Below are 18182 nucleotides of genomic sequence, written 5' to 3' on the forward strand. Positions count from 1 at the left end.
TAATTGCCCGCTCGAGAAAATAAATAGATATTTGCCTTATCTAAAAAGAATAAAAAATGCTTCAACGTAATTATTCGGGATTTATATTAGAATCTGGCACAGACGAAGCCGGGAGAGGCTGTCTAGCTGGGCCTGTTACAGCTGCTGCCGTAATTTTGCCAGCTGACTTTGAAAATCAATTACTAAATGACAGTAAACAATTGTCTGAGAAAACGAGGTTTCTTTTAAAACCATTAATAGAAGAACAGGCTTTGACTTATGCAGTTACGCACCTTCACGCGGATGAGATTGATGAAATAAACATTTTAAATGCATCGATGAAAGGAATGCAGGAATGTGTTTTAAAACTGGCTCATACACCAGAATTTATTATTGTAGACGGTAATAGATCCTTAAACTCTAAACTGGGCATAAAAAATAATTTTGGCAAACAATTTACTTTAGATGAAATAGCACTTCTAAAATCGATTCCACATCAAAGCATCATAAAAGGAGATTCGAAATTTTTAAGTATTGCAGCCGCTTCTATATTGGCAAAAACATATAGGGACGAATTTATGGATAAAATTCATGAAGAGTTTCCAATGTACAATTGGAAACAAAATAAAGGCTATCCGACAAAAGAGCACCGCGAAGCCATTAAAAAATACGGAACAACCAAATATCACAGAATGAGCTTTAGATTGCTTCCTGAACAATTACAGCTTGACTTCTGCGAATAAATAATAATTTGAAATATTTAAGATTTAAAAACATCTAAAAAAAGTAAAAAGCCCTCAATCTTTTGATTGAGGGCTTTTCTATAAACATTTATTTTAAATCCTACCAGTCTGGGTTTTGACCTAAACCAGGATTAGTATTCATTTCTAATTGTGGTAATGGCCACAAGAATTTATAATCAGTAGATGGAATTGCAGCAAGAGCAGTAGTGACAACATAGCCGTTTCCTAATACAAACGCAGTTGCAGGAACAGTACCACTGGCAACTTTTGCAGGAATACCATGAGTAGCAACAGAAGCAATTGGATCATCTATTAATCTGTGGATATCAGTCCATCTACGTCCTTCTTGTAAAAACTCAATTCTTCTTTCTTTAAGAATTAAAGCTACTAAATCTGCATTTGTAACATAAGAAGCTGCAGTATAAGACTGAGTTGCAGGAGTAGCCAAAGATCGGTCTCTAACAGAGTTCAACAAAGTCAAAGCTGTTGCTGAATTTCCTAAACGAGCGTTAGCTTCAGCCATATTTAATACTACCTCAGCATATCTGATAACTGGAGCAGCATCTGATCTGTTAGTTACGTCAGTATATTTATTAGTATACTTAATACCTGAAGCAGTATAGATGAATTTTCCATCTTCTCTACGTTTATCATTAGTAAGCCATTGTGGATCTCTCCAAAGAATTGGACTGATACATACTAAAGCTCTGTCTTTTAAGATTGGAGCCAAAGCACCATTTACAGTAGGATTAGAAATACCTGAATGCTGGATAGAAAAGATAGATTCGCTATTGCTAGGCGCAGGTGTTGTAGTCCCTTGAAAAGGAGCATAAGGATCAACTGTTAAAGCAAAAGCACCATTTAATTTAGCTCCTTCAACCAATACATTTGGCCAATCTCTTTTTTGAAGATAAAGCCTTGTCTTGAACGCGATTGCAGCCCATTTAGAAGCTCTTCCTACAACTCTTGCAGAGAATGTAGCACTACTACCAGTAGTGATTAAGGTTTCAGCATCGTTTAAGTCTGCTAAAATTTTATCATAACATTCTGCAACTGTATTTCTTGGTTTTGCAGATTCTGAATTAATTTCTTCAAAAGTATTTACCCCAACTTCTCTGTAAGGAACACCTGGATGAGTAGCACCAGCAGTAAAGTGATATGGTCTTGCAAAATAAGTAAGAAGCTCTAAGTGTGTTATCGCTCTTAAAAATTTACACTGTCCGATATAGTTATCTCCGATTGCTTTAGTAATAATACCTTTTGCTACAGCATCATTAGTTCCCTCAATCATAAGGTTACATCTGTTGATTAATCTGTAACCGTCAACCCAGTAGTAAACGTTATTAGCTGTAGTTGGATCATAAGTAGTTTTATATGTCAACTCATAAAAAGTCTGCAAATTTACTACATCTTCTCCTCTAGTTTCACCTTGTTGAACGAAGGCAGCTCCCCATATATAACCTCTACCACCGTTTGGACTTGTTGGTATAGCGTTATATTGTCCTACTGCAGCAGCATTGTAAACACCATTCATATATGTTGCTATCAACGTTGGCGTTGTAAAAGCATCAGGACTTAGAATATTGTTGATTGGTTTTAAATCCACTATTTTTTCTTCTGTACATGCACTCATCCCGAGTACCGCTGCAGAAAGCAAAATTGTTTTTATTATATTTTTCATATGTCTTTATTATAAACTTACATTTAATCCTACAGATATTACTTTAGCACGTGGAGTACCATTGATATCTACTCCAGATGTTTCCATTTCAGGATTTAAACCTTTGTAGTCTGAAATTAACCAGATATTTTGTCCTTGAACAAATAATCTGAAACTATCAACACCGATTTTATCTAATAACATCTTAGGCAATGTATAACCTAAACTAATGTTATCAAGTGAGATAAAATCACCTTTTTCTACGAAACGTGTACTAGCACTTCCAGAAAGGTTAGTAAATGTATTTGAACTTGCATATAATTTTGGCGTCCATCCGTCTCCAGGATTGTCAACACTTTGCCATCTTCCTAAAATCTCAGTTCCGTTGTTGTTAAAGTTTTGGTTCATCAACTCTCTTCTTGTTGAGTTGAAGATTTTATTTCCTCCACTAAATCTGAACATAAATCCAAGATCAAAGTTTTTATATTTCATATTAGATGAGAACGATCCATAATATGTTGGCAATGTATTCCCTAAAATCGTCTTGTCAGAAGTTGATAAAGAAGATCTGCTAGCTGTATTCATCGCTGCACCTGGGTTAGCCTCATCATAAGTATAATACAATCCATCATTAATGTTTCCTTGTACTAAGCTTCCGTTTGCTTTGTAGTAAACTGGGTTACCATTTGCTTTGTTAACACCATAATATTTGAATCCGTATAAAGAATTGATTGATTCTCCTTCTTTAATAATAATATTTGGTGCAATGTTTGTATCTGTAGACGAACCTCCTACGATAGCTTGACCTTGGTATAAAGTTGTAACTTTATTTTTAGTAAGCGTTAAGTTAGAAGCAAGATCCCAAGAAAAGTTTGCATTATTGATTGCTTTAAAGCTAACTGCGAACTCATATCCTTGGTTATACATTTTACCAACATTCTGGTTAACTGTATTGTTAGGAATACCAATAGAAGGAGGAGTTGGAGCAGCAAGTACTAAGTTATCAATATTATTTTTGAAATAGTCAAATGCTAAAGTCAAACGATTGTTTAAGAATCCGAAATCTACACCAAAGTCAACTTTTGTAGAAGTTTCCCATTGTAATAGAGGATTTTGGAATTGATAGTAACCAATACCGTTTGAACTACCATATGGAGAACCAATTGTAAGATCTTTTGAAGGATAAGGAGCTGAGTTTAATACATCAACGTTACCAACTTCTGAATAAGAACCTCTTAATTTGAAATCAGAAACTACAGTGCTGATTCCTTCCATGAAACTTTCTTTAGAAACTGTCCAACCTGCAGAAACTCCAGGGAAGTTATGGTATCTAACATCTTTCTCAAACTGAGAAATTCCGTCACGTCTAAGAGAAGCTTGTACAAAATATTTCTCTTTAAAGTTGTATGTAAAACGTCCTAAGTAAGAAATAATTCCTTTTTCAGAAATACCTCCACCAGTATCTTTAGTATTAAAACTATTTGTAACTAAGTTTTCATCAAAGAAATCACTGATAATATCACTTCCTTGACCCCATAATAATTGGTCTCTAGATTTTTGATATTCCATAACTCCTGTTAGACCAAGATTGTGATCTTCAGCAAAAGTATGTTTGTAGTTTAAGATATTCTGCCAGTTCCATCTTAAAAGATTTCTGTTTTCTTGGTAAACAATACCGTTTGAAGTACGACCATCTCCATGTACTGGGTTCCAGTAATAGAAACCATCTGTAGATGCGTTATCAGCACTTACTTGTAATTTATAACTCAAATCAGAAGTAATTTTTGCATTTGCGTAAGCACTTGCAATAATTCTCGTTGTTTTTGATTTGTATTTATTATGATCAAGAGCGTAAATAATATTTGTAATATTATCTCCTGCTTCAGCTAAGTTATCCCATCTACCCACTGTTGCGTTGTTTGGAGAAAGGTTGTATCCTGTTGGATCTGCAGCATCATAAATCGGAATATTTGGAAGCTGTCTGATTGTATTAAATATGTTCCCAGAAAGACCACTAGCATTGCTATTCAATCCGTTATATTCCGTTCTGTTCAAAGCTACGTTAGTACCAACACTTAACCATTTGTTAATCTCTTGGTCAATGTTTGTTCTAATAGAATATTTTTTCATACTATTAGCTAAATTGATACCATCCATATCAGTAAGACCTAAAGATAAATAGTATTTAGTTTTATCAGAACCTCCACTAAAGTTAAGATTGTGCGTCATTTGAGGAGCATTTCTTAAAACCGCAGACTGCCAATCTGTATTAAAAGTAGTTCCTGCTGCCCATGGACTATAAGTAGTGTTCGTAGCAGTCGCCAAGTTTAATCTTTTCTCATTAGAAATAGTAATAAAATCAGGAGTTTGTAACAAATCGTATTTTTTAGCTGCACTAGCAACACCAAAAACACTTGAGTAAGAAACTTTTAAAGTACCTTTTTTACCACTTTTAGTAGTAATCAAGATTACCCCGTTTGCAGCTCTAGAACCATAAATAGCTGTTGCAGCACCATCTTTTAATACGTCAAAAGACTCGATGTCTTCTGGGTTAATATCAGCCAAACCATTTGTTGGCGAAACACCTCCAATATCACCAGAATAAATTGGAATACCATCTACTACAATTAATGGCTCTGTACTACCAGAAATAGATCCAATACCTCTAATTCTAATTTTTGGAGCAGCTCCAAGAAGACCAGTGTTTGTTAAAACCTGAACCCCAGTCGCTCTACCTGCTAAAACACCTTCAAAAGATGGAGTTACCAAGTTAGCAATGTCTTTTCCTGCGATTTTAGCAATAGACCCGGTAACTTCTTTTCTTTTCTGAACACCGTAACCTACTACTACCACCTCATTCATTAATTGAGCTTCAGACTCTAAAACCACATTAATAGAATTTGCAGTTCCAACAGTTACTTGTTTGTTTGACATACCAACGTATGAGAAAACTAAAACATCTCCTGTTTTTGCTTTAATAGAATAACTACCATCAAAATCCGAATGCGTAGTTGTTTTTGTTCCTTTAACCAGAACGTTCACACCTGGGATAGCACCTGTTTTATCAGATACCGTACCAGTTACAGTTCTCTCTTGAGCGAAAGAAAACTGCATAGATAACGCTATAAATAGCGTGAAAATCCATTTAAATTTTAATTTCATTTTAATTTATTTTGAATTAGTAGATGGCAAACATCTTAATTATTTCTTAAAATAACAAACATTTTCGAATATAAAAGTTGTAATTCTTTAATAACACTTTAACAGTTGATTATTAAATCATAATTTTTCAGACCAAAAAAAACATATTTCATAAAAATAAGACACTATTTCTATCATATCGCAATTTCATGCTTTAACAGGCTTCAAAGCGGTTTTTGAAGCAAATTGAGGAGAAAACAAAAAGTAGCTACTGATTTTAATAAAACCATAAAAAATATTTCTATTTTTGAATTATTCGCAAAATTTAAATGCTTTTAAAAAAGAAAAATGCTTTTAAAATTAATCTTAAACAAGAAAACGGAAAAATCTTCAAAAATTTATTAAAATTAGACAATAACGCCGTTTTTACTAGTATTTACCTACTAAAACCAAAGTACATCATCATAATTTTATACAGTATTTTATGAATAAAAAAATATTTAGAGCTAGTAAAAACGCCAGTTCAGCAAAAAAAATTAACCTAAACACAATAATTTTATAATTCAAACGTTACGAACTTTCTCAAAAATATCATTTTTACAGTTTTTTTGTATCAATAAATAGCAAAAAAAACCGGAAAAGTCATCTTAATAACTTTTCCGGCCTGATAACCTTATTTTTTTGCTGTTAAATAAAATCCGCTTCTAACAAACTTGAAAGATGCTTTAAGATTTTTTCTTTCACTTCAGACTCATCTACTTTTTCTACACCAAGTTCTACATTTAAAGAAGTAACTCCTTTTCCGCGGATGCCACACGGAATAATATTGTCAAAATATCCCAAATCAACATTTACATTCAATGCAAATCCGTGCATGGTTACCCAACGAGAAGCACGAACGCCCATCGCACATATTTTTCGTGCAAACGGAGTTCCGACATCAAGCCATACACCTGTTTCGCCCTCGCTTCTACCGCTTTTTAAGCCGTACTCTCCTAAAGTAAGAATAATTGACTCTTCGAGATAACGAAGATATTTGTGAATATCTGTAAAGAAATTTTCTAAATCCAAAATTGGATATCCTACAATTTGTCCTGGACCATGATAAGTTATATCTCCTCCTCGATTTATTTTATAGAATGAAGCTCCTTTTGCCTCTAGCTGTTTTTCATTTAAAAGAAGATTTTCAAAATCACCGCTTTTTCCTAAAGTATAAACATGGGGATGCTCAACAAACAAAAAATAGTTAGGCGTTTGAAGATCTAATTCTTCACGTCTATTTTTTATTTTAAGATCGACTATACCCGTAAAAAGTTCCTCCTGATAGTCCCAAGTCGATTTATAATCTTTCTTGCCTAAATCCTGAAGCTGAATTTTTTTATTCATTTTAATTATTTTTCGAACTCAACTTCAAAATTAAGTTTCTCTGGATTCTCCATATAATCCGTAAAAGAATATTGAATTGTAATTGATTTTCTATCGTCGCTAAACAAAGCATTAGGATTGGATACCTTTTTGATTTTTTTTGGAAAGTGGTACTTTATTATATAATTCGACGAAGCAAATATCATTTTTGACATATCTGCAGAATCTTTTGCTTTTTCTGCCAATTTCTGCTGATCTATGATTGCTTTACGGCTAAACTTTTTACCATCGTACTTATAACTCAGTTTACTGTTGTTACCTCCAAAACCAGCTCCTACGGGCGATGGAGCATTTCCTCCTTCTAATTTCTGAAGCGTGCTTGCCGACTGCAAAATATCCTGCAATTCGTTTACATTTTTAAAATCCATAGCCATGGTCATTAAAAACTCTTTCTTTTCGGAGCTCATTTTGGTTTTGATCGTAAAATTTTCAAGCTTTTTAAGTTCCTGTTGTGTCTCAGGAGACAATTTTGCAATACTGTCTTTCTTTTGTTCAAACATCTGCTTGAAGCTAAAAGTAGAATCTATGTCTTTTTTTGCATCGGCTCCCATCTGACTGCCAATTTGGTCACCAGCCATCTGCATTAACGAAGAACCATCGATATCTACAGAAAAATTCCCAGTTCCATTTTCGTTGATGGTAATATTTTCAGTAAAAGTACAGCTCGTTAATGTCGCTATTAAAAAACAAAAACTTAGTAATTTATATAATTTCATAAGAGTAAAATTTTTCATCAAAGATACAAAGACTATTGCAAAGAAACACCTTCTGGACTTTGGGTTAATTTTCGAATGTCACTTTAAAGCCTAGATCCATATCGGCCTCTTCTAAATCTTCTAACGGAATATCATATACAAAACTTTTTCTGTCGGGAGCTATTATCGCATTTTTTAATGAAACGGTTTTGATTTTTTTTGGAAAGTGATATTCCATAGAATATTTACATTCTTTCAACATTTCTGTCATTTTTCCAAAAAAAGGGTCTGGTTCATCTTTGTCTTTGCCTTTCTTTTTCGATTTAGGGGATCGATTTTTGTCATTTTTTGGCAAATCGGTTGTTTTTATAAAAACGTTTCCGTCATAGACAAAAGAAGTTTTTTCGGTTTCTTTTTTCGGCAATGCACTTAATGCTCCTAATTGTTTTTTATCCGTAAGCGCCAAAACCTCCATTGCTTTAGAAGGCGGCGCCATATTCTGAATACTATCTAAAGTAGGAAAATCAAAAGCCATATTATACTCAAACTGCTTTTTCTCTTCGTTTATTTTTAAATTGATTTTGAAACTCTCCAGAACTTTCAGCATTTCTCTATCTGCCAAAGGCAATTTTGCAATACTGTCTTTTGCTTTATTAAAAATATCCTTAAAGTTAAAAACTGTATCAACAACCTTTTTATGAGCAGTTGAATCTGTTTTTTTCATTCCCATTTTGTACAAACCTGCCATATCGAAGCCATAAAAAAAGCTTCCTGAGCCATCATCATTAATGACCATTTTTTCTTTAATAGTGCAGCTAGTAAGACAACATATAATAATAAGGTAGAAAAATAGATATTTCTTCATGCTTTTTAGATTTGGGTTACAGCGGCGAAGATAGTCTCTTTTGAAGATTATATTGCCCTATTCTAAAACAACTTCTAGATTTGTCATTTCAGGATTCTGCAGACAATCTGAAAGTTGAAATTCTAACGTCAACGATTTTCTGTCTGAACTTATAAGCGCATTCGAATCTGAAACCGATTTGATTTTCCTCGGAAAATGATACTGCAAAGCATACAGCTGAGTAAGTTTTGCTGCGCCGTATTTGGTTTTAAATTCCTTGCATTGCAGTTTTATTTTTTCTAGTTCAGTTGTGTTTATAACGAAAACCGAACGTTTAAAAATTTTCCCGTCAAAAGAATAGGCAATCCTGAAATAATGCTCTTCTGCTGTTAAAGCATAATTGTGCTGTATGTCTGAAGCATAATCTTCTGTTTTGTACAAATCCGGAATTTCTGAAACTTTGCTAAAGTCAAGTCTGAATGAAGTTCTAAATTCTTTCTCGAAAGAGCTTCTTTTTACATGCGTTTTTACATTCGCATATTTTTGAAACAACTGCTGTTCTTCTGGTTTATATTGTGAAAAATTTTCTTTGTACTTACTGATATAATCTTTAAAAACATAAGCAGTATCCTTAAAAACATTTTCTTTGGAATATTGTTCGCCAGCCAATTGCATATAACTATTTTCTTCCCGAAGCTGAACCACTTCTATACTGCCACTTCCATCCTCGTTAATAGTTATCCTTTCTGTAATCTGACAACTAATCAGCAAAACAAGAAGTAAAAAAGTCGATATATGTTTCATTTTTTGAAAAAAAATCTAAGTTCTTAAGCGACTAAGATACTACGTTTTTTAGTTGATTTCTTACAGGAATGTTTTTATGCTAAAATATCTTTTGAAAACATAACTTCTTTCCTAGCCCCGATAGAAGCGGTATCTCCCGATTTAGAAAAACAAGACTTTTTAGTCGTAGTTTTTGTTAATCGGGAATTTAGCGGATAGCGGGACAAAACGTTCTTGAAAAAACGGCAAATTTCTGCTGCAAAAAACCTTAACACTTTGACTTGAAACTTGAAACAAAAATTTTATCTTTGCACACTTAAAAAAATAGCACAAAATGGCATTATCAGAACAAGAAATCATTAGAAGAGAAAAACTTCAAAACTTACGCAATCTGGGAATCAATCCTTATCCGGCTAATCTTTTTCCTGTAAATCATACTTCGAAGCAGATAAAAGAAACTTTTGAGGAAGGTAAGAAGGTAATCGCTGCGGGGCGTTTGATGAGTGTTCGTGATCAGGGTAAAGCTTGTTTTGCTGAATTACAGGATAGCGAAGGACGTATTCAATTGTACGTGAATCGTGATGTTTTGTGTGAAGGCGATGATAAAACTTTATACAACCAGGTTTTTAAGAAATTGACCGATTTGGGCGATTTTATTGGTATTGAAGGAGAATTGTTTACGACTCAGGTTGGTGCGAAATGTATTCGTGTGAGCGGTTTTACTTTTTTGAGTAAAACTTTGCGTCCGCTTCCTTTGCCAAAAGTAGATGAAGACGGAAACATTCACGATGCTTTTAACGATGCTGAATTGCGTTATAGAATGCGTTATGTAGATTTAACGGTTAATCCGCAGGTTAAAGAAACTTTCATCAAACGTACTAAGTTATTTACTGCAATGCGTGGTTATTTTAACGACGCTGGATATCTTGAAGTTGATACTCCAGTTTTACAATCCATTCCTGGAGGAGCTTCGGCGAGACCATTTATTACGCATCATAACTCGCTTGATATTCCGCTTTACATGCGTATTGCGAATGAGTTGTATTTGAAAAGATTAATTGTTGGTGGATTTGAAGGTGTTTATGAGTTCTCCAGAAACTTCCGTAACGAAGGAATGGACAGAACGCATAATCCTGAATTTACTGCAATGGAAATATATGTAGCTTACAAAGACTACAACTGGATGATGGAATTTGCTGAAGGTTTATTGGAGCATTGTGCAATTGCTGTAAATGGAACTAGCGAAGTTACTTTTGGTGAACACCAAATTAACTTTAAAGCGCCTTATGCTCGTGTTACGATGACAGATTCTATCAAACATTTTACTGGTTTTGATATTTCAGGAAAATCAGAAGAAGAATTGTTTGAAGCTGCAAGAGGAATGGGAATTGAAGTGGATAAAACAATGGGTAAAGGAAAATTGATTGATGAGATTTTTGGAGCGAAATGCGAAGGAAATTATATTCAGCCAACTTTCATTACTGATTATCCTAAAGAAATGTCGCCACTTTGTAAAGAACACCGCGACAATCCAGATTTGACGGAACGTTTTGAATTAATGGTTTGCGGTAAAGAAATCGCAAATGCGTATTCTGAATTAAATGACCCGATTGATCAAAGAGAACGTTTTGAAGATCAAATGCGTTTGGCAGCAAAAGGTGATGATGAAGCAAACGGAATTATCGACGAAGATTTCTTAAGAGCACTTGAATATGGTATGCCTCCAACTTCTGGAATGGGAATTGGAATGGATCGTTTGATTATGTATTTAACGAATAATGCTTCTATTCAGGAAGTTTTATTGTTCCCACAAATGCGTCCGGAGAAAAAACAAACAGTTGAACTTTCTGATGAAGAGAAATTCATAGTTGATTTATTGAAAGGAAATGACAATAAAATGGATCTTCAGCAATTAAAAATTACTGCAAATTTGAGCGGTAAAAAATGGGATGCTTCTATGAAAAACTTATCGAAACATGGTTTAACTAAAGTTGTCGTTGACGGCGAATTTAAATTTGTGGAATTGGCAGAGTAAATTCCAATTCAGAAATTCCAAATTCCAAAATTGGATTTTTTATGATATAGCAACCCGACAGGTTTAAAAACTTGTCGGGTTTTGTTTTTGTCTCAGATTTCAAGTCATTCGGAAACGTCAAACCTGAAACCTGAAACAAATAAAACAAAAAATAATCTGGGCGTGCCACCAACCCAATAAAAGGGCAAACTCACCAATGCGCTTATACGCCCTTTTATTGGGTTGCTGTCGGGCTATCCGCGCTACTTCGGTAGCCAGCTCCTATCCCTCACGCACATGTACATCAAGAACGTTCATATTAATCAGATAATTTGGATGTTTTCTAAAAAATAAACCTAAATTTGACTTGTAAACCCCAATATCTGCGATAAAATATGAGAACACGCCTAACTTTAATCACACTATTATTTTTATCATTTATAAGCAATGCACAAACCAGTTTTCATAGGCAAATGCAATCTTCAAATGCCATGGTGAGACAGCAAAACCAAATGTTTTTACTACAGCAACAACAGCAGCGTAATATGACAAACATGATGCGTAGTATACAAACTACCGAAGAAAAACTGGCAAACGAAGAAAGAAAACTTCAAAAGCAAGAAAATAAAACCGCAGAAAAAGAAGCCGATTTAAAACTAAAACAAGAAGAATTAGCTGCGCTTGAAAACAGTTCAGCCAATAATACTGACGCTCAGAAAGAAATCGAAAAAGCTAAAAAGAAAATAGCAAAATCGGAAGAAAAAATAACCGATTCAAAAAAGGATATCGAAAAAACTTCAAACAAAATTCAGGATTTGAAGCAGAAACTGGAAGATGATAAAATCAAAAAAGAAGAGCTAGCTAAAAAACAAGAAGAAGAAAAAAGGCTAAAAGAAGAGGAAAAAGCCAGAAAAGAACAAGAAAAACAAGAAAAGAAAAAATAAAACTCCTCTTTAAACCTATAATAAAATGGTTGAAAAAAGCATTAAAGAAACTGCCTTCAAACTAACTTGCGAATTAGTAGAAAACATCAACACAGAAGATTTTGAAAAATTAAAGAACAATTTCGGGATCAATAGTGCTGTTTTAGAAGAAATCAAAGAAGAATTGTTCGACTATTTTGAAACTGAAAATCTACCAAAATTCAAAATTCTGGAAACTCATTTTGATATCTTTAAATATGATTCTACAGAAGGATTCGGCATCGAAGCAAAGATTTTTACTCTTGACAATAAAGAAACCGAAGTGACATTACACACCGAATTCTACAATAATAGCTTAAAATTTAAGTTAATTGAAGTAATGTAGCATTATTTTTTTCAACTCCAACATCCACAATGATTGACAAAATTCCCTGTGACATACACGGCTCAAAAGACATATCTTTTGCCTGCATACATTTAGCAACAGCCATAGATTCAAAAAATCAAATCGGTTTTTACTATTCAGAAGCAGAGGATGATCTTCCACAAATCGCTTGGTGTGGCTCTTGCGAACAATATCTTCTCGATAATGAAGAAGAATGGACAGAGACTTTTCAATCCTTGGCCGATTTCAAAATGTTATGTTCTGATTGTTTTGAAGAAGCAAAAAATAAAGAAACAGAAGTTCATCTCAGATAAAATTATTTTCATGAAAAAGATTATTCCTTTTTATATATTCGCCTTTTTTACTTGTTCAGTCTTCGCCCAAAGCAATGATATCTGGGTTTCTTTTCCAAATAAAGACACTACGCTTGTAGGTTTTAAAGACAAGAACGGCATCGTTAAAATTGAACCTAAATTTTCAGGTTTTATAACTGCGCAAAAATTCGAAAATATCATCGCTGTTTCTGAAGAAGAAAACGGCAAATGGAAAAGCTATTATTTGACCAAACAAGGAAAAGTTGTTGGACGAGACAGCTTATTCACTTTTGACAACAGTCCCGATTGTGAAAATGAAGGTTATATAAGATTTAGAGATTCCAAAACAGACAAAATGGGAATCTATAACGGTGAAGGGAAAATTGTAATTCCAGCAGCATATGATGTTGTATCAAAAGTTCATAACGGCTTGATTTCTGTCCTCAAAGGCGCTAAAAAGAAAAGAGATCCTCTGGGAGAACATTTTTTCTGGACCGGAGGAAAAGAACTTCTTATCGACCTCAATAACAAGGTTCTTGTCAACAACTTTAAAAGTGATAACAATTTAAATTTTTATTCGCTAGAAAAATCAAAAGAACCAAGCAAAGACAAAACAAGAGATAATTTTCTGGGAGTAGACGGTCAATATTATTCGTTTATTAACTACGAAAAAGAATTTACAAATTGGCTGCGAAACACTTTACTTACCGATTTATCCAAAGCCAATTTAGAAAAACATTCTTTTGAAAAAATCACGTATTGGAAAGAACCCGATGGTTGGTTAAATGTACCTAAATCGAAGTTTATAGAACAAAATTACCTCTATCTAAAATTAAAGCTTGAAGAATTAAAAAATCCAAAAACAGATTATTTTATAGCAACAGACGGACTGAATCAGTTTATTTTTGAATCGCCCGAATACGACATTTATTTCAACAATTGTCATGAATCTAAGGATTGGATCTATCCTGTTAAAAACATTGTAATCAACCCAAAAAACAAAGCTGATTTCAAACAAGATCATCTTCATTTTTTAAGAACCGAAAAAGGCTATAAACTTATATCTGTAGCCGGAGCAAAAGATAATCTTAAATAAATCGTTCCGGTTTAAAGTTTACCTTTGTAAAAAAGTGAACTATGAAGAATTTTATATTTTTAGGTCTTGCTATAATCTTCGAAATCATTGCGACTTCGGCATTAAAAAAGTCTGAGGAGTTTACCCGATTAATTCCAAGTATTATAACTGTGGTTGGTTATTGTGGTGCCTTTTATTTCTTAAGTTTTGCTATTAGAACTATTCCGGTTGGTTTTGCTTATGCTATTTGGTCTGGAGTTGGCATTGTCTTAATAACGATTATCGGTGCTGTTTTCTTTAAAGAAATTCCGGATCTGCCAGCTATTATTGGTCTCGCCTTAATTGCGATTGGAGTTATTGTGATTAATGTTTTTTCTAAGACTACTGCTCATTGATAGGTAATGCCACGAAGGCACTAAGACACAAAGTTTTAATTTTACTATCATGCCCATTATGTTTCGCTTAGCATTTCAATACTTCAAAAAAACCTTCGTGCCTTAGCGCCTTTGCGGCATAAAAAAACAAAGCAAGTTTCAGATTTTATTCCCGCACAAACCAATCGATCTTTGTCTTATAAAATGGAAAGAAGATGAACACACAGGAAACCATCAATTATAATCGTATTGCCGAAGCTATAGATTATATCAAAGCTAATTTTAAAGAGCAGCCGAATCTGGATGAAGTAGCAGAAAAAGTGCATTTAAGTCCGTTTCACTTTCAGCGGCTTTTCAGCGATTGGGCTGGAACAAGTCCGAAGAAATTTTTGCAATATACAAGTATCGAGCACGCCAAAAAACTGCTCAAAGAAAATCAGGCTACAATTTCTGAAACGGCTTTTGAAACTGGACTTTCCGGCACCAGTCGACTTCATGATTTATTTGTAAATATTGAAGGAATGACGCCAGCGGAATATAAAAATGGCGGAAAAAATCTGGAGATAAATTACAGTTTTGCCGAAAGTCCGTTTGGAAATATCGTTGTCGCATCTACTCCAAAAGGCGTTTGTTTTATGGCTTTCGCCGAAGATGAAATAACCGGATTTAGTGCATTAAAAGACAAATTCCCAAATGCTCAATTTTCTAAAAAATTGGATTTAGTACAACAAAATGCCTTATTTATTTTTCAGAACGATTGGAGCAAATTATCTGAAATTAAACTTCATTTAAAAGGAACCGATTTTCAATTGAAAGTCTGGGAAACCTTATTGAAGATCCCAATGGGACAACTTTCTACTTATGGCGCTGTGGCGCAGCAAATTCAAAAACCAAATGCATCGCGTGCAGTTGGAACAGCGATTGGAAGCAATCCTGTTGCATTCCTTATTCCTTGTCACCGTGTAATCCAGTCGTCAGGTGTTTTTGGCGGTTATATGTGGGGAAACACACGTAAAACAGCCATAATTGGCTGGGAAGGCGCACAGATAAATCTTTAATTTTTTTCGCCACAAATTACTCAAATTAGCACGAATTATTTTTATCAATCAAAAGCAAAATTTGTGTAATTCGAGTAATTCGTAGCAAAAAAAAATCTCAACCTAAAACTTTTTATGCAAAATATACAATCAAAAATTGCGTCCCAAAATTGGGAAAGCATCACCGAGTCTATGCACGAAAATGGATTCGCAATACTTCCTAATATTATCAATAATGAACAATGTGACGACTTAAAATTCGATTACGATAATCCACATCTTTACCGAAAAACAGTCGTAATGGAACGTTACAGATTTGGTTTGGGAGAATACAAATATTTCAATTATCCTCTTCCCGATTTAATTCAAAATATTCGTTCGTCAATCTATCCAAAACTGGCTCCAATTGCCAATGCATGGATGAAAGCATTAAATATAAATACTGTTTTTCCTGCTAACCATGAAGCATTATTAAAGCAATGTCACGATAACAATCAGCTTAAAGCGACGGTTTTAATTCTAAAATATGGAAAAAGCGGTTTCAATACTTTACATCAGGATTTGTATGGCGATGTTTATTTTCCGATTCAAATTGTACTTTTTCTAAACGAACCTGATGAGGATTTTACAGGAGGCGAATTTGTTTTGACACAACAAACTCCAAGAGCGCAATCGAAAGCAATTGTACTAAAACCTAAAAAGGGAGATCTTTTGGTTTTTACGACTAATTTCAGACCTGTAAAAGGAACAAAAGGCTATTATCGTGTCAATATGAAACATGGTGTGAGTGAAGTTCATTCGGGTGAGCGTTTTACATTGGGAGTTATATTTCATGATGCATTAAATTAAGGTACAAAGGTTCAGAGGGTCAAAGTTGCAAAGTTTTTTTGACTAAGTTTCCACAGTGTTTGTCATTTCTGACATAAAATGAGAAAAACCTTTGAACCTTTGTTTCTTTGCAACTTTGAACCTAAAGTAATGATTCAACATAACAAAATTTCAGATTCAGATCTTCGTATTAAAATTAAAAATGGCGAAATTTGTTTCGGTGGCAACCAAAAACTAAAAATCTACGGAACACTCAAATGTTCTTCTGGAAAAAGAATGAAACGCGAAAATCGGGTTTTCTTTTTATCCGAAAGTGAAGCCGAAGAAAATGGTTTTAGACCTTGCGGACATTGTATGAAAACCGAATATTTAAAATGGAAAAATGGACTTATTTAATCCTCAAACTGACGAAAACACCAATTTGCTTCCGAAAGATGGAACAGTAAATTATTACGGAAAATTGTTTTCGAGAGAAGAAGCTGATTTCTACCGTGATATTTTACTCAATACAATTGAATGGAAAAATGACGAAGCCATTATCTTCGGAAAACTAATTCTAACCAAACGAAAAGTTGCCTGGTACGGAAATCAGGAATTTGAATATACCTATTCGAACACTACCAAAAAAGCACTTCCGTGGACTCCTGAACTTTTAAAATTAAAAAAAATCATTGAAGAAAAAACCGGAGAAACTTTTAATTCTTGTCTGCTGAATTTATATCATACTGGCGAAGAAGGAATGGCATGGCACAGCGATGCCGAAAAAGACCTGAAAAAGAATGGAGCAATTGGATCGGTAAGTTTTGGTGCCGAACGTAAATTTGCTTTCAAACATAAAGAAACCAAAGAAACTGTACCTATGATTTTGGAACACGGAAGTTTATTAGTGATGAAAGATGAAACGCAAACATATTGGCTGCATCGTCTTCCGCCGACAAAAACTACTCAAAAACCAAGAGTAAATTTGACTTTTAGAACTATCGTTGAATAAAATATTAGCCATTAAGAGAATTAAGCTTTTAACCTAATGAGAATTAATCTCTTAATAATTAAAAACGTATTTTCTACCAACCTTGATTCAATCCATTTTTTAGGACCTCATCGTATTTTTCTTTATCAAAAGAATATAAATTCGGGGCTTTGTGCGCTACGTTGTTTTTCTTTTCATCCAGTTTAGTCAGAATGCCGATGTTGGTTATTTTTCTGAAAAAGTTTCTTCTGTCCAGCTTTTTATCCAAAATCGTTTCATACAATTTCTGAAATTCAGGAACTGTAAATTTCTCTGGCAATAAATTGTAGCCTACTGGCATCAAGTTTAATTCGGCTCTTAAAGTATCCAAGGCTTTATCGAGGATTTCTTTGTGGTCTAAAATAAGTTCGGGTACTTCTTTATGGTCAATCCATTTTACTGTTTCGGATTTATTGGTCGGATTTAGAACAATTTTCGAAAAATCAACCAACGCATAATAACCGATTGTAACAAAACGTTGAGTAAGCCACTTACTTCCTTCTTCTGAAATCTCCATACTTTTTAAGACTTCTTCTCCAAAATGATTATGGTTTCGCATTACTTTTCCAAAAACCGCAAATTGTCTTAAAAAAATACCTTCAACTCCAGTTCGGCTGTTCAGTACCGTTATTGCAGCGGTATCGATGTCTTGATCCAGAGGTACAAAACCTCCAGGAAGCGACCATTTTTGGGTATTTTCTACCTCAATCAGCAAAACTTTGAGCTGATTATCGTGAAAACCAAAAATCACGCAATCTATAGAAAGTCCGGGCTGATAATTTTGGCTGTTATCTAAAATATCTTTTAACATCTTTTTTTGGGGTAAATGCTTTTAGCTGCAATTTAAACATTTTATTGATGAAGCTTTATTTGCCAAGAAAAATGAGTTAAGTGTAGAAATCACAATTTTTCCTTAAAAGATAAAACTAATCAAAAAAATAAGTACATTGCGT

18 protein-coding genes are annotated in these 18182 nt (G+C 33.9%); 11 read left to right on the plus strand and 7 right to left on the minus strand.

The window, feature by feature from the left end; all coding sequences use genetic code 11:
* The first annotated feature begins 56 nt into the window (after window positions 1-56).
* Window positions 57-722 (plus strand): ribonuclease HII, encoded by a 666-nt coding sequence (gene rnhB / locus ACFFLS_RS14910; protein ID WP_379684701.1) that lies wholly within the window; start codon window positions 57-59, stop codon window positions 720-722.
* A 100-nt stretch (window positions 723-822) separates the two neighbouring features.
* Here rnhB and ACFFLS_RS14915 read toward each other — a convergent pair whose 3' ends face one another.
* From ACFFLS_RS14915 to ACFFLS_RS14940, 6 genes are all read right to left on the minus strand, one after another.
* Window positions 823-2403, minus strand: coding sequence for a RagB/SusD family nutrient uptake outer membrane protein (locus ACFFLS_RS14915; protein WP_379684700.1), 1581 nt, complete (start codon window positions 2401-2403; stop codon window positions 823-825).
* A 9-nt stretch (window positions 2404-2412) separates the two neighbouring features.
* Window positions 2413-5544 (minus strand): SusC/RagA family TonB-linked outer membrane protein, encoded by a 3132-nt coding sequence (locus tag ACFFLS_RS14920; protein WP_379684699.1) that lies wholly within the window; start codon window positions 5542-5544, stop codon window positions 2413-2415.
* A 666-nt stretch (window positions 5545-6210) separates the two neighbouring features.
* Complete coding sequence (lipB, locus tag ACFFLS_RS14925; RefSeq protein WP_379684698.1) at window positions 6211-6909, minus strand: lipoyl(octanoyl) transferase LipB; 699 nt, start codon at window positions 6907-6909, stop codon at window positions 6211-6213.
* 5 nt (window positions 6910-6914) lie between these two features.
* Window positions 6915-7664 (minus strand): hypothetical protein, encoded by a 750-nt coding sequence (locus tag ACFFLS_RS14930; protein WP_379684697.1) that lies wholly within the window; start codon window positions 7662-7664, stop codon window positions 6915-6917.
* Window positions 7665-7728: 64 nt separating this feature from the next.
* Entirely contained in the window at window positions 7729-8508 is a 780-nt protein-coding gene (locus tag ACFFLS_RS14935; protein WP_379684696.1) for a hypothetical protein, read from the minus strand.
* Between the two features lie 57 nt (window positions 8509-8565).
* Window positions 8566-9291 (minus strand): hypothetical protein, encoded by a 726-nt coding sequence (locus ACFFLS_RS14940; RefSeq protein ID WP_379684695.1) that lies wholly within the window; start codon window positions 9289-9291, stop codon window positions 8566-8568.
* A 313-nt stretch (window positions 9292-9604) separates the two neighbouring features.
* Between ACFFLS_RS14940 and lysS the strand changes: the two genes are divergently transcribed.
* The 10 genes from lysS to ACFFLS_RS14990 all read left to right on the plus strand — a co-directional run bounded on the left by lysS (window position 9605) and on the right by ACFFLS_RS14990 (window position 17211).
* Complete coding sequence (gene lysS / locus ACFFLS_RS14945; protein WP_379684694.1) at window positions 9605-11305, plus strand: lysine--tRNA ligase; 1701 nt, start codon at window positions 9605-9607, stop codon at window positions 11303-11305.
* Between the two features lie 374 nt (window positions 11306-11679).
* Window positions 11680-12228, plus strand: a complete 549-nt coding sequence (locus ACFFLS_RS14950; RefSeq protein ID WP_379684693.1) for a hypothetical protein — start codon at window positions 11680-11682, stop codon at window positions 12226-12228.
* A 25-nt stretch (window positions 12229-12253) separates the two neighbouring features.
* Window positions 12254-12592: a hypothetical protein gene (locus ACFFLS_RS14955; protein ID WP_379684692.1), complete on the plus strand. Its 339-nt coding sequence runs from the start codon at window positions 12254-12256 to the stop codon at window positions 12590-12592.
* Between the two features lie 29 nt (window positions 12593-12621).
* Window positions 12622-12906 (plus strand): hypothetical protein, encoded by a 285-nt coding sequence (locus ACFFLS_RS14960; protein ID WP_379684691.1) that lies wholly within the window; start codon window positions 12622-12624, stop codon window positions 12904-12906.
* A gap of 10 nt (window positions 12907-12916) precedes the next feature.
* Complete coding sequence (locus tag ACFFLS_RS14965; RefSeq protein ID WP_379684690.1) at window positions 12917-14002, plus strand: hypothetical protein; 1086 nt, start codon at window positions 12917-12919, stop codon at window positions 14000-14002.
* A gap of 41 nt (window positions 14003-14043) precedes the next feature.
* The gene (locus ACFFLS_RS14970; protein ID WP_379684689.1) at window positions 14044-14376 is read left to right on the plus strand and encodes a DMT family transporter; all 333 of its coding nucleotides are present in this window, start codon (window positions 14044-14046) and stop codon (window positions 14374-14376) included.
* 194 nt (window positions 14377-14570) lie between these two features.
* Entirely contained in the window at window positions 14571-15413 is an 843-nt protein-coding gene (locus ACFFLS_RS14975; protein ID WP_379684688.1) for a bifunctional helix-turn-helix domain-containing protein/methylated-DNA--[protein]-cysteine S-methyltransferase, read from the plus strand.
* Between the two features lie 114 nt (window positions 15414-15527).
* The gene (locus tag ACFFLS_RS14980; RefSeq protein WP_379684687.1) at window positions 15528-16241 is read left to right on the plus strand and encodes a 2OG-Fe(II) oxygenase; all 714 of its coding nucleotides are present in this window, start codon (window positions 15528-15530) and stop codon (window positions 16239-16241) included.
* A 129-nt stretch (window positions 16242-16370) separates the two neighbouring features.
* Window positions 16371-16616 (plus strand): Ada metal-binding domain-containing protein, encoded by a 246-nt coding sequence (locus ACFFLS_RS14985; protein ID WP_379684686.1) that lies wholly within the window; start codon window positions 16371-16373, stop codon window positions 16614-16616.
* Entirely contained in the window at window positions 16603-17211 is a 609-nt protein-coding gene (locus ACFFLS_RS14990) for an alpha-ketoglutarate-dependent dioxygenase AlkB family protein (protein WP_379684685.1), read from the plus strand. Before ACFFLS_RS14985 ends, ACFFLS_RS14990 begins: the two co-directional genes overlap by 14 nt.
* Window positions 17212-17284: 73 nt before the next feature.
* Here the strand turns inward: ACFFLS_RS14990 and ACFFLS_RS14995 are convergent, their stop codons facing one another.
* Complete coding sequence (locus tag ACFFLS_RS14995) at window positions 17285-18040, minus strand: NUDIX hydrolase (RefSeq protein ID WP_379684684.1); 756 nt, start codon at window positions 18038-18040, stop codon at window positions 17285-17287.
* Window positions 18041-18182 lie beyond the last annotated feature (142 nt).

The organism is Flavobacterium procerum, from assembly GCF_042431625.1.
GTDB lineage: Bacteria > Bacteroidota > Bacteroidia > Flavobacteriales > Flavobacteriaceae > Flavobacterium > Flavobacterium procerum.

Bases quoted from the DNA above. Each gene is read 5' to 3' on its own strand.
- rnhB (WP_379684701.1), top strand. From the start codon at position 57: ATGCTTCAACGTAATTATTCGGGATTTATATTAGAATCTGGCACAGAC.
- ACFFLS_RS14915 (WP_379684700.1), bottom strand. From the start codon at position 2,403: ATGAAAAATATAATAAAAACAATTTTGCTTTCTGCAGCGGTACTCGGG.
- ACFFLS_RS14920 (WP_379684699.1), bottom strand. From the start codon at position 5,544: ATGAAATTAAAATTTAAATGGATTTTCACGCTATTTATAGCGTTATCT.
- lipB (WP_379684698.1), bottom strand. From the start codon at position 6,909: ATGAATAAAAAAATTCAGCTTCAGGATTTAGGCAAGAAAGATTATAAA.
- ACFFLS_RS14930 (WP_379684697.1), bottom strand. From the start codon at position 7,664: ATGAAATTATATAAATTACTAAGTTTTTGTTTTTTAATAGCGACATTA.
- ACFFLS_RS14935 (WP_379684696.1), bottom strand. From the start codon at position 8,508: ATGAAGAAATATCTATTTTTCTACCTTATTATTATATGTTGTCTTACT.
- ACFFLS_RS14940 (WP_379684695.1), bottom strand. From the start codon at position 9,291: ATGAAACATATATCGACTTTTTTACTTCTTGTTTTGCTGATTAGTTGT.
- lysS (WP_379684694.1), top strand. From the start codon at position 9,605: ATGGCATTATCAGAACAAGAAATCATTAGAAGAGAAAAACTTCAAAAC.
- ACFFLS_RS14950 (WP_379684693.1), top strand. From the start codon at position 11,680: ATGAGAACACGCCTAACTTTAATCACACTATTATTTTTATCATTTATA.
- ACFFLS_RS14955 (WP_379684692.1), top strand. From the start codon at position 12,254: ATGGTTGAAAAAAGCATTAAAGAAACTGCCTTCAAACTAACTTGCGAA.
- ACFFLS_RS14960 (WP_379684691.1), top strand. From the start codon at position 12,622: ATGATTGACAAAATTCCCTGTGACATACACGGCTCAAAAGACATATCT.
- ACFFLS_RS14965 (WP_379684690.1), top strand. From the start codon at position 12,917: ATGAAAAAGATTATTCCTTTTTATATATTCGCCTTTTTTACTTGTTCA.
- ACFFLS_RS14970 (WP_379684689.1), top strand. From the start codon at position 14,044: ATGAAGAATTTTATATTTTTAGGTCTTGCTATAATCTTCGAAATCATT.
- ACFFLS_RS14975 (WP_379684688.1), top strand. From the start codon at position 14,571: ATGAACACACAGGAAACCATCAATTATAATCGTATTGCCGAAGCTATA.
- ACFFLS_RS14980 (WP_379684687.1), top strand. From the start codon at position 15,528: ATGCAAAATATACAATCAAAAATTGCGTCCCAAAATTGGGAAAGCATC.
- ACFFLS_RS14985 (WP_379684686.1), top strand. From the start codon at position 16,371: ATGATTCAACATAACAAAATTTCAGATTCAGATCTTCGTATTAAAATT.
- ACFFLS_RS14990 (WP_379684685.1), top strand. From the start codon at position 16,603: ATGGACTTATTTAATCCTCAAACTGACGAAAACACCAATTTGCTTCCG.
- ACFFLS_RS14995 (WP_379684684.1), bottom strand. From the start codon at position 18,040: ATGTTAAAAGATATTTTAGATAACAGCCAAAATTATCAGCCCGGACTT.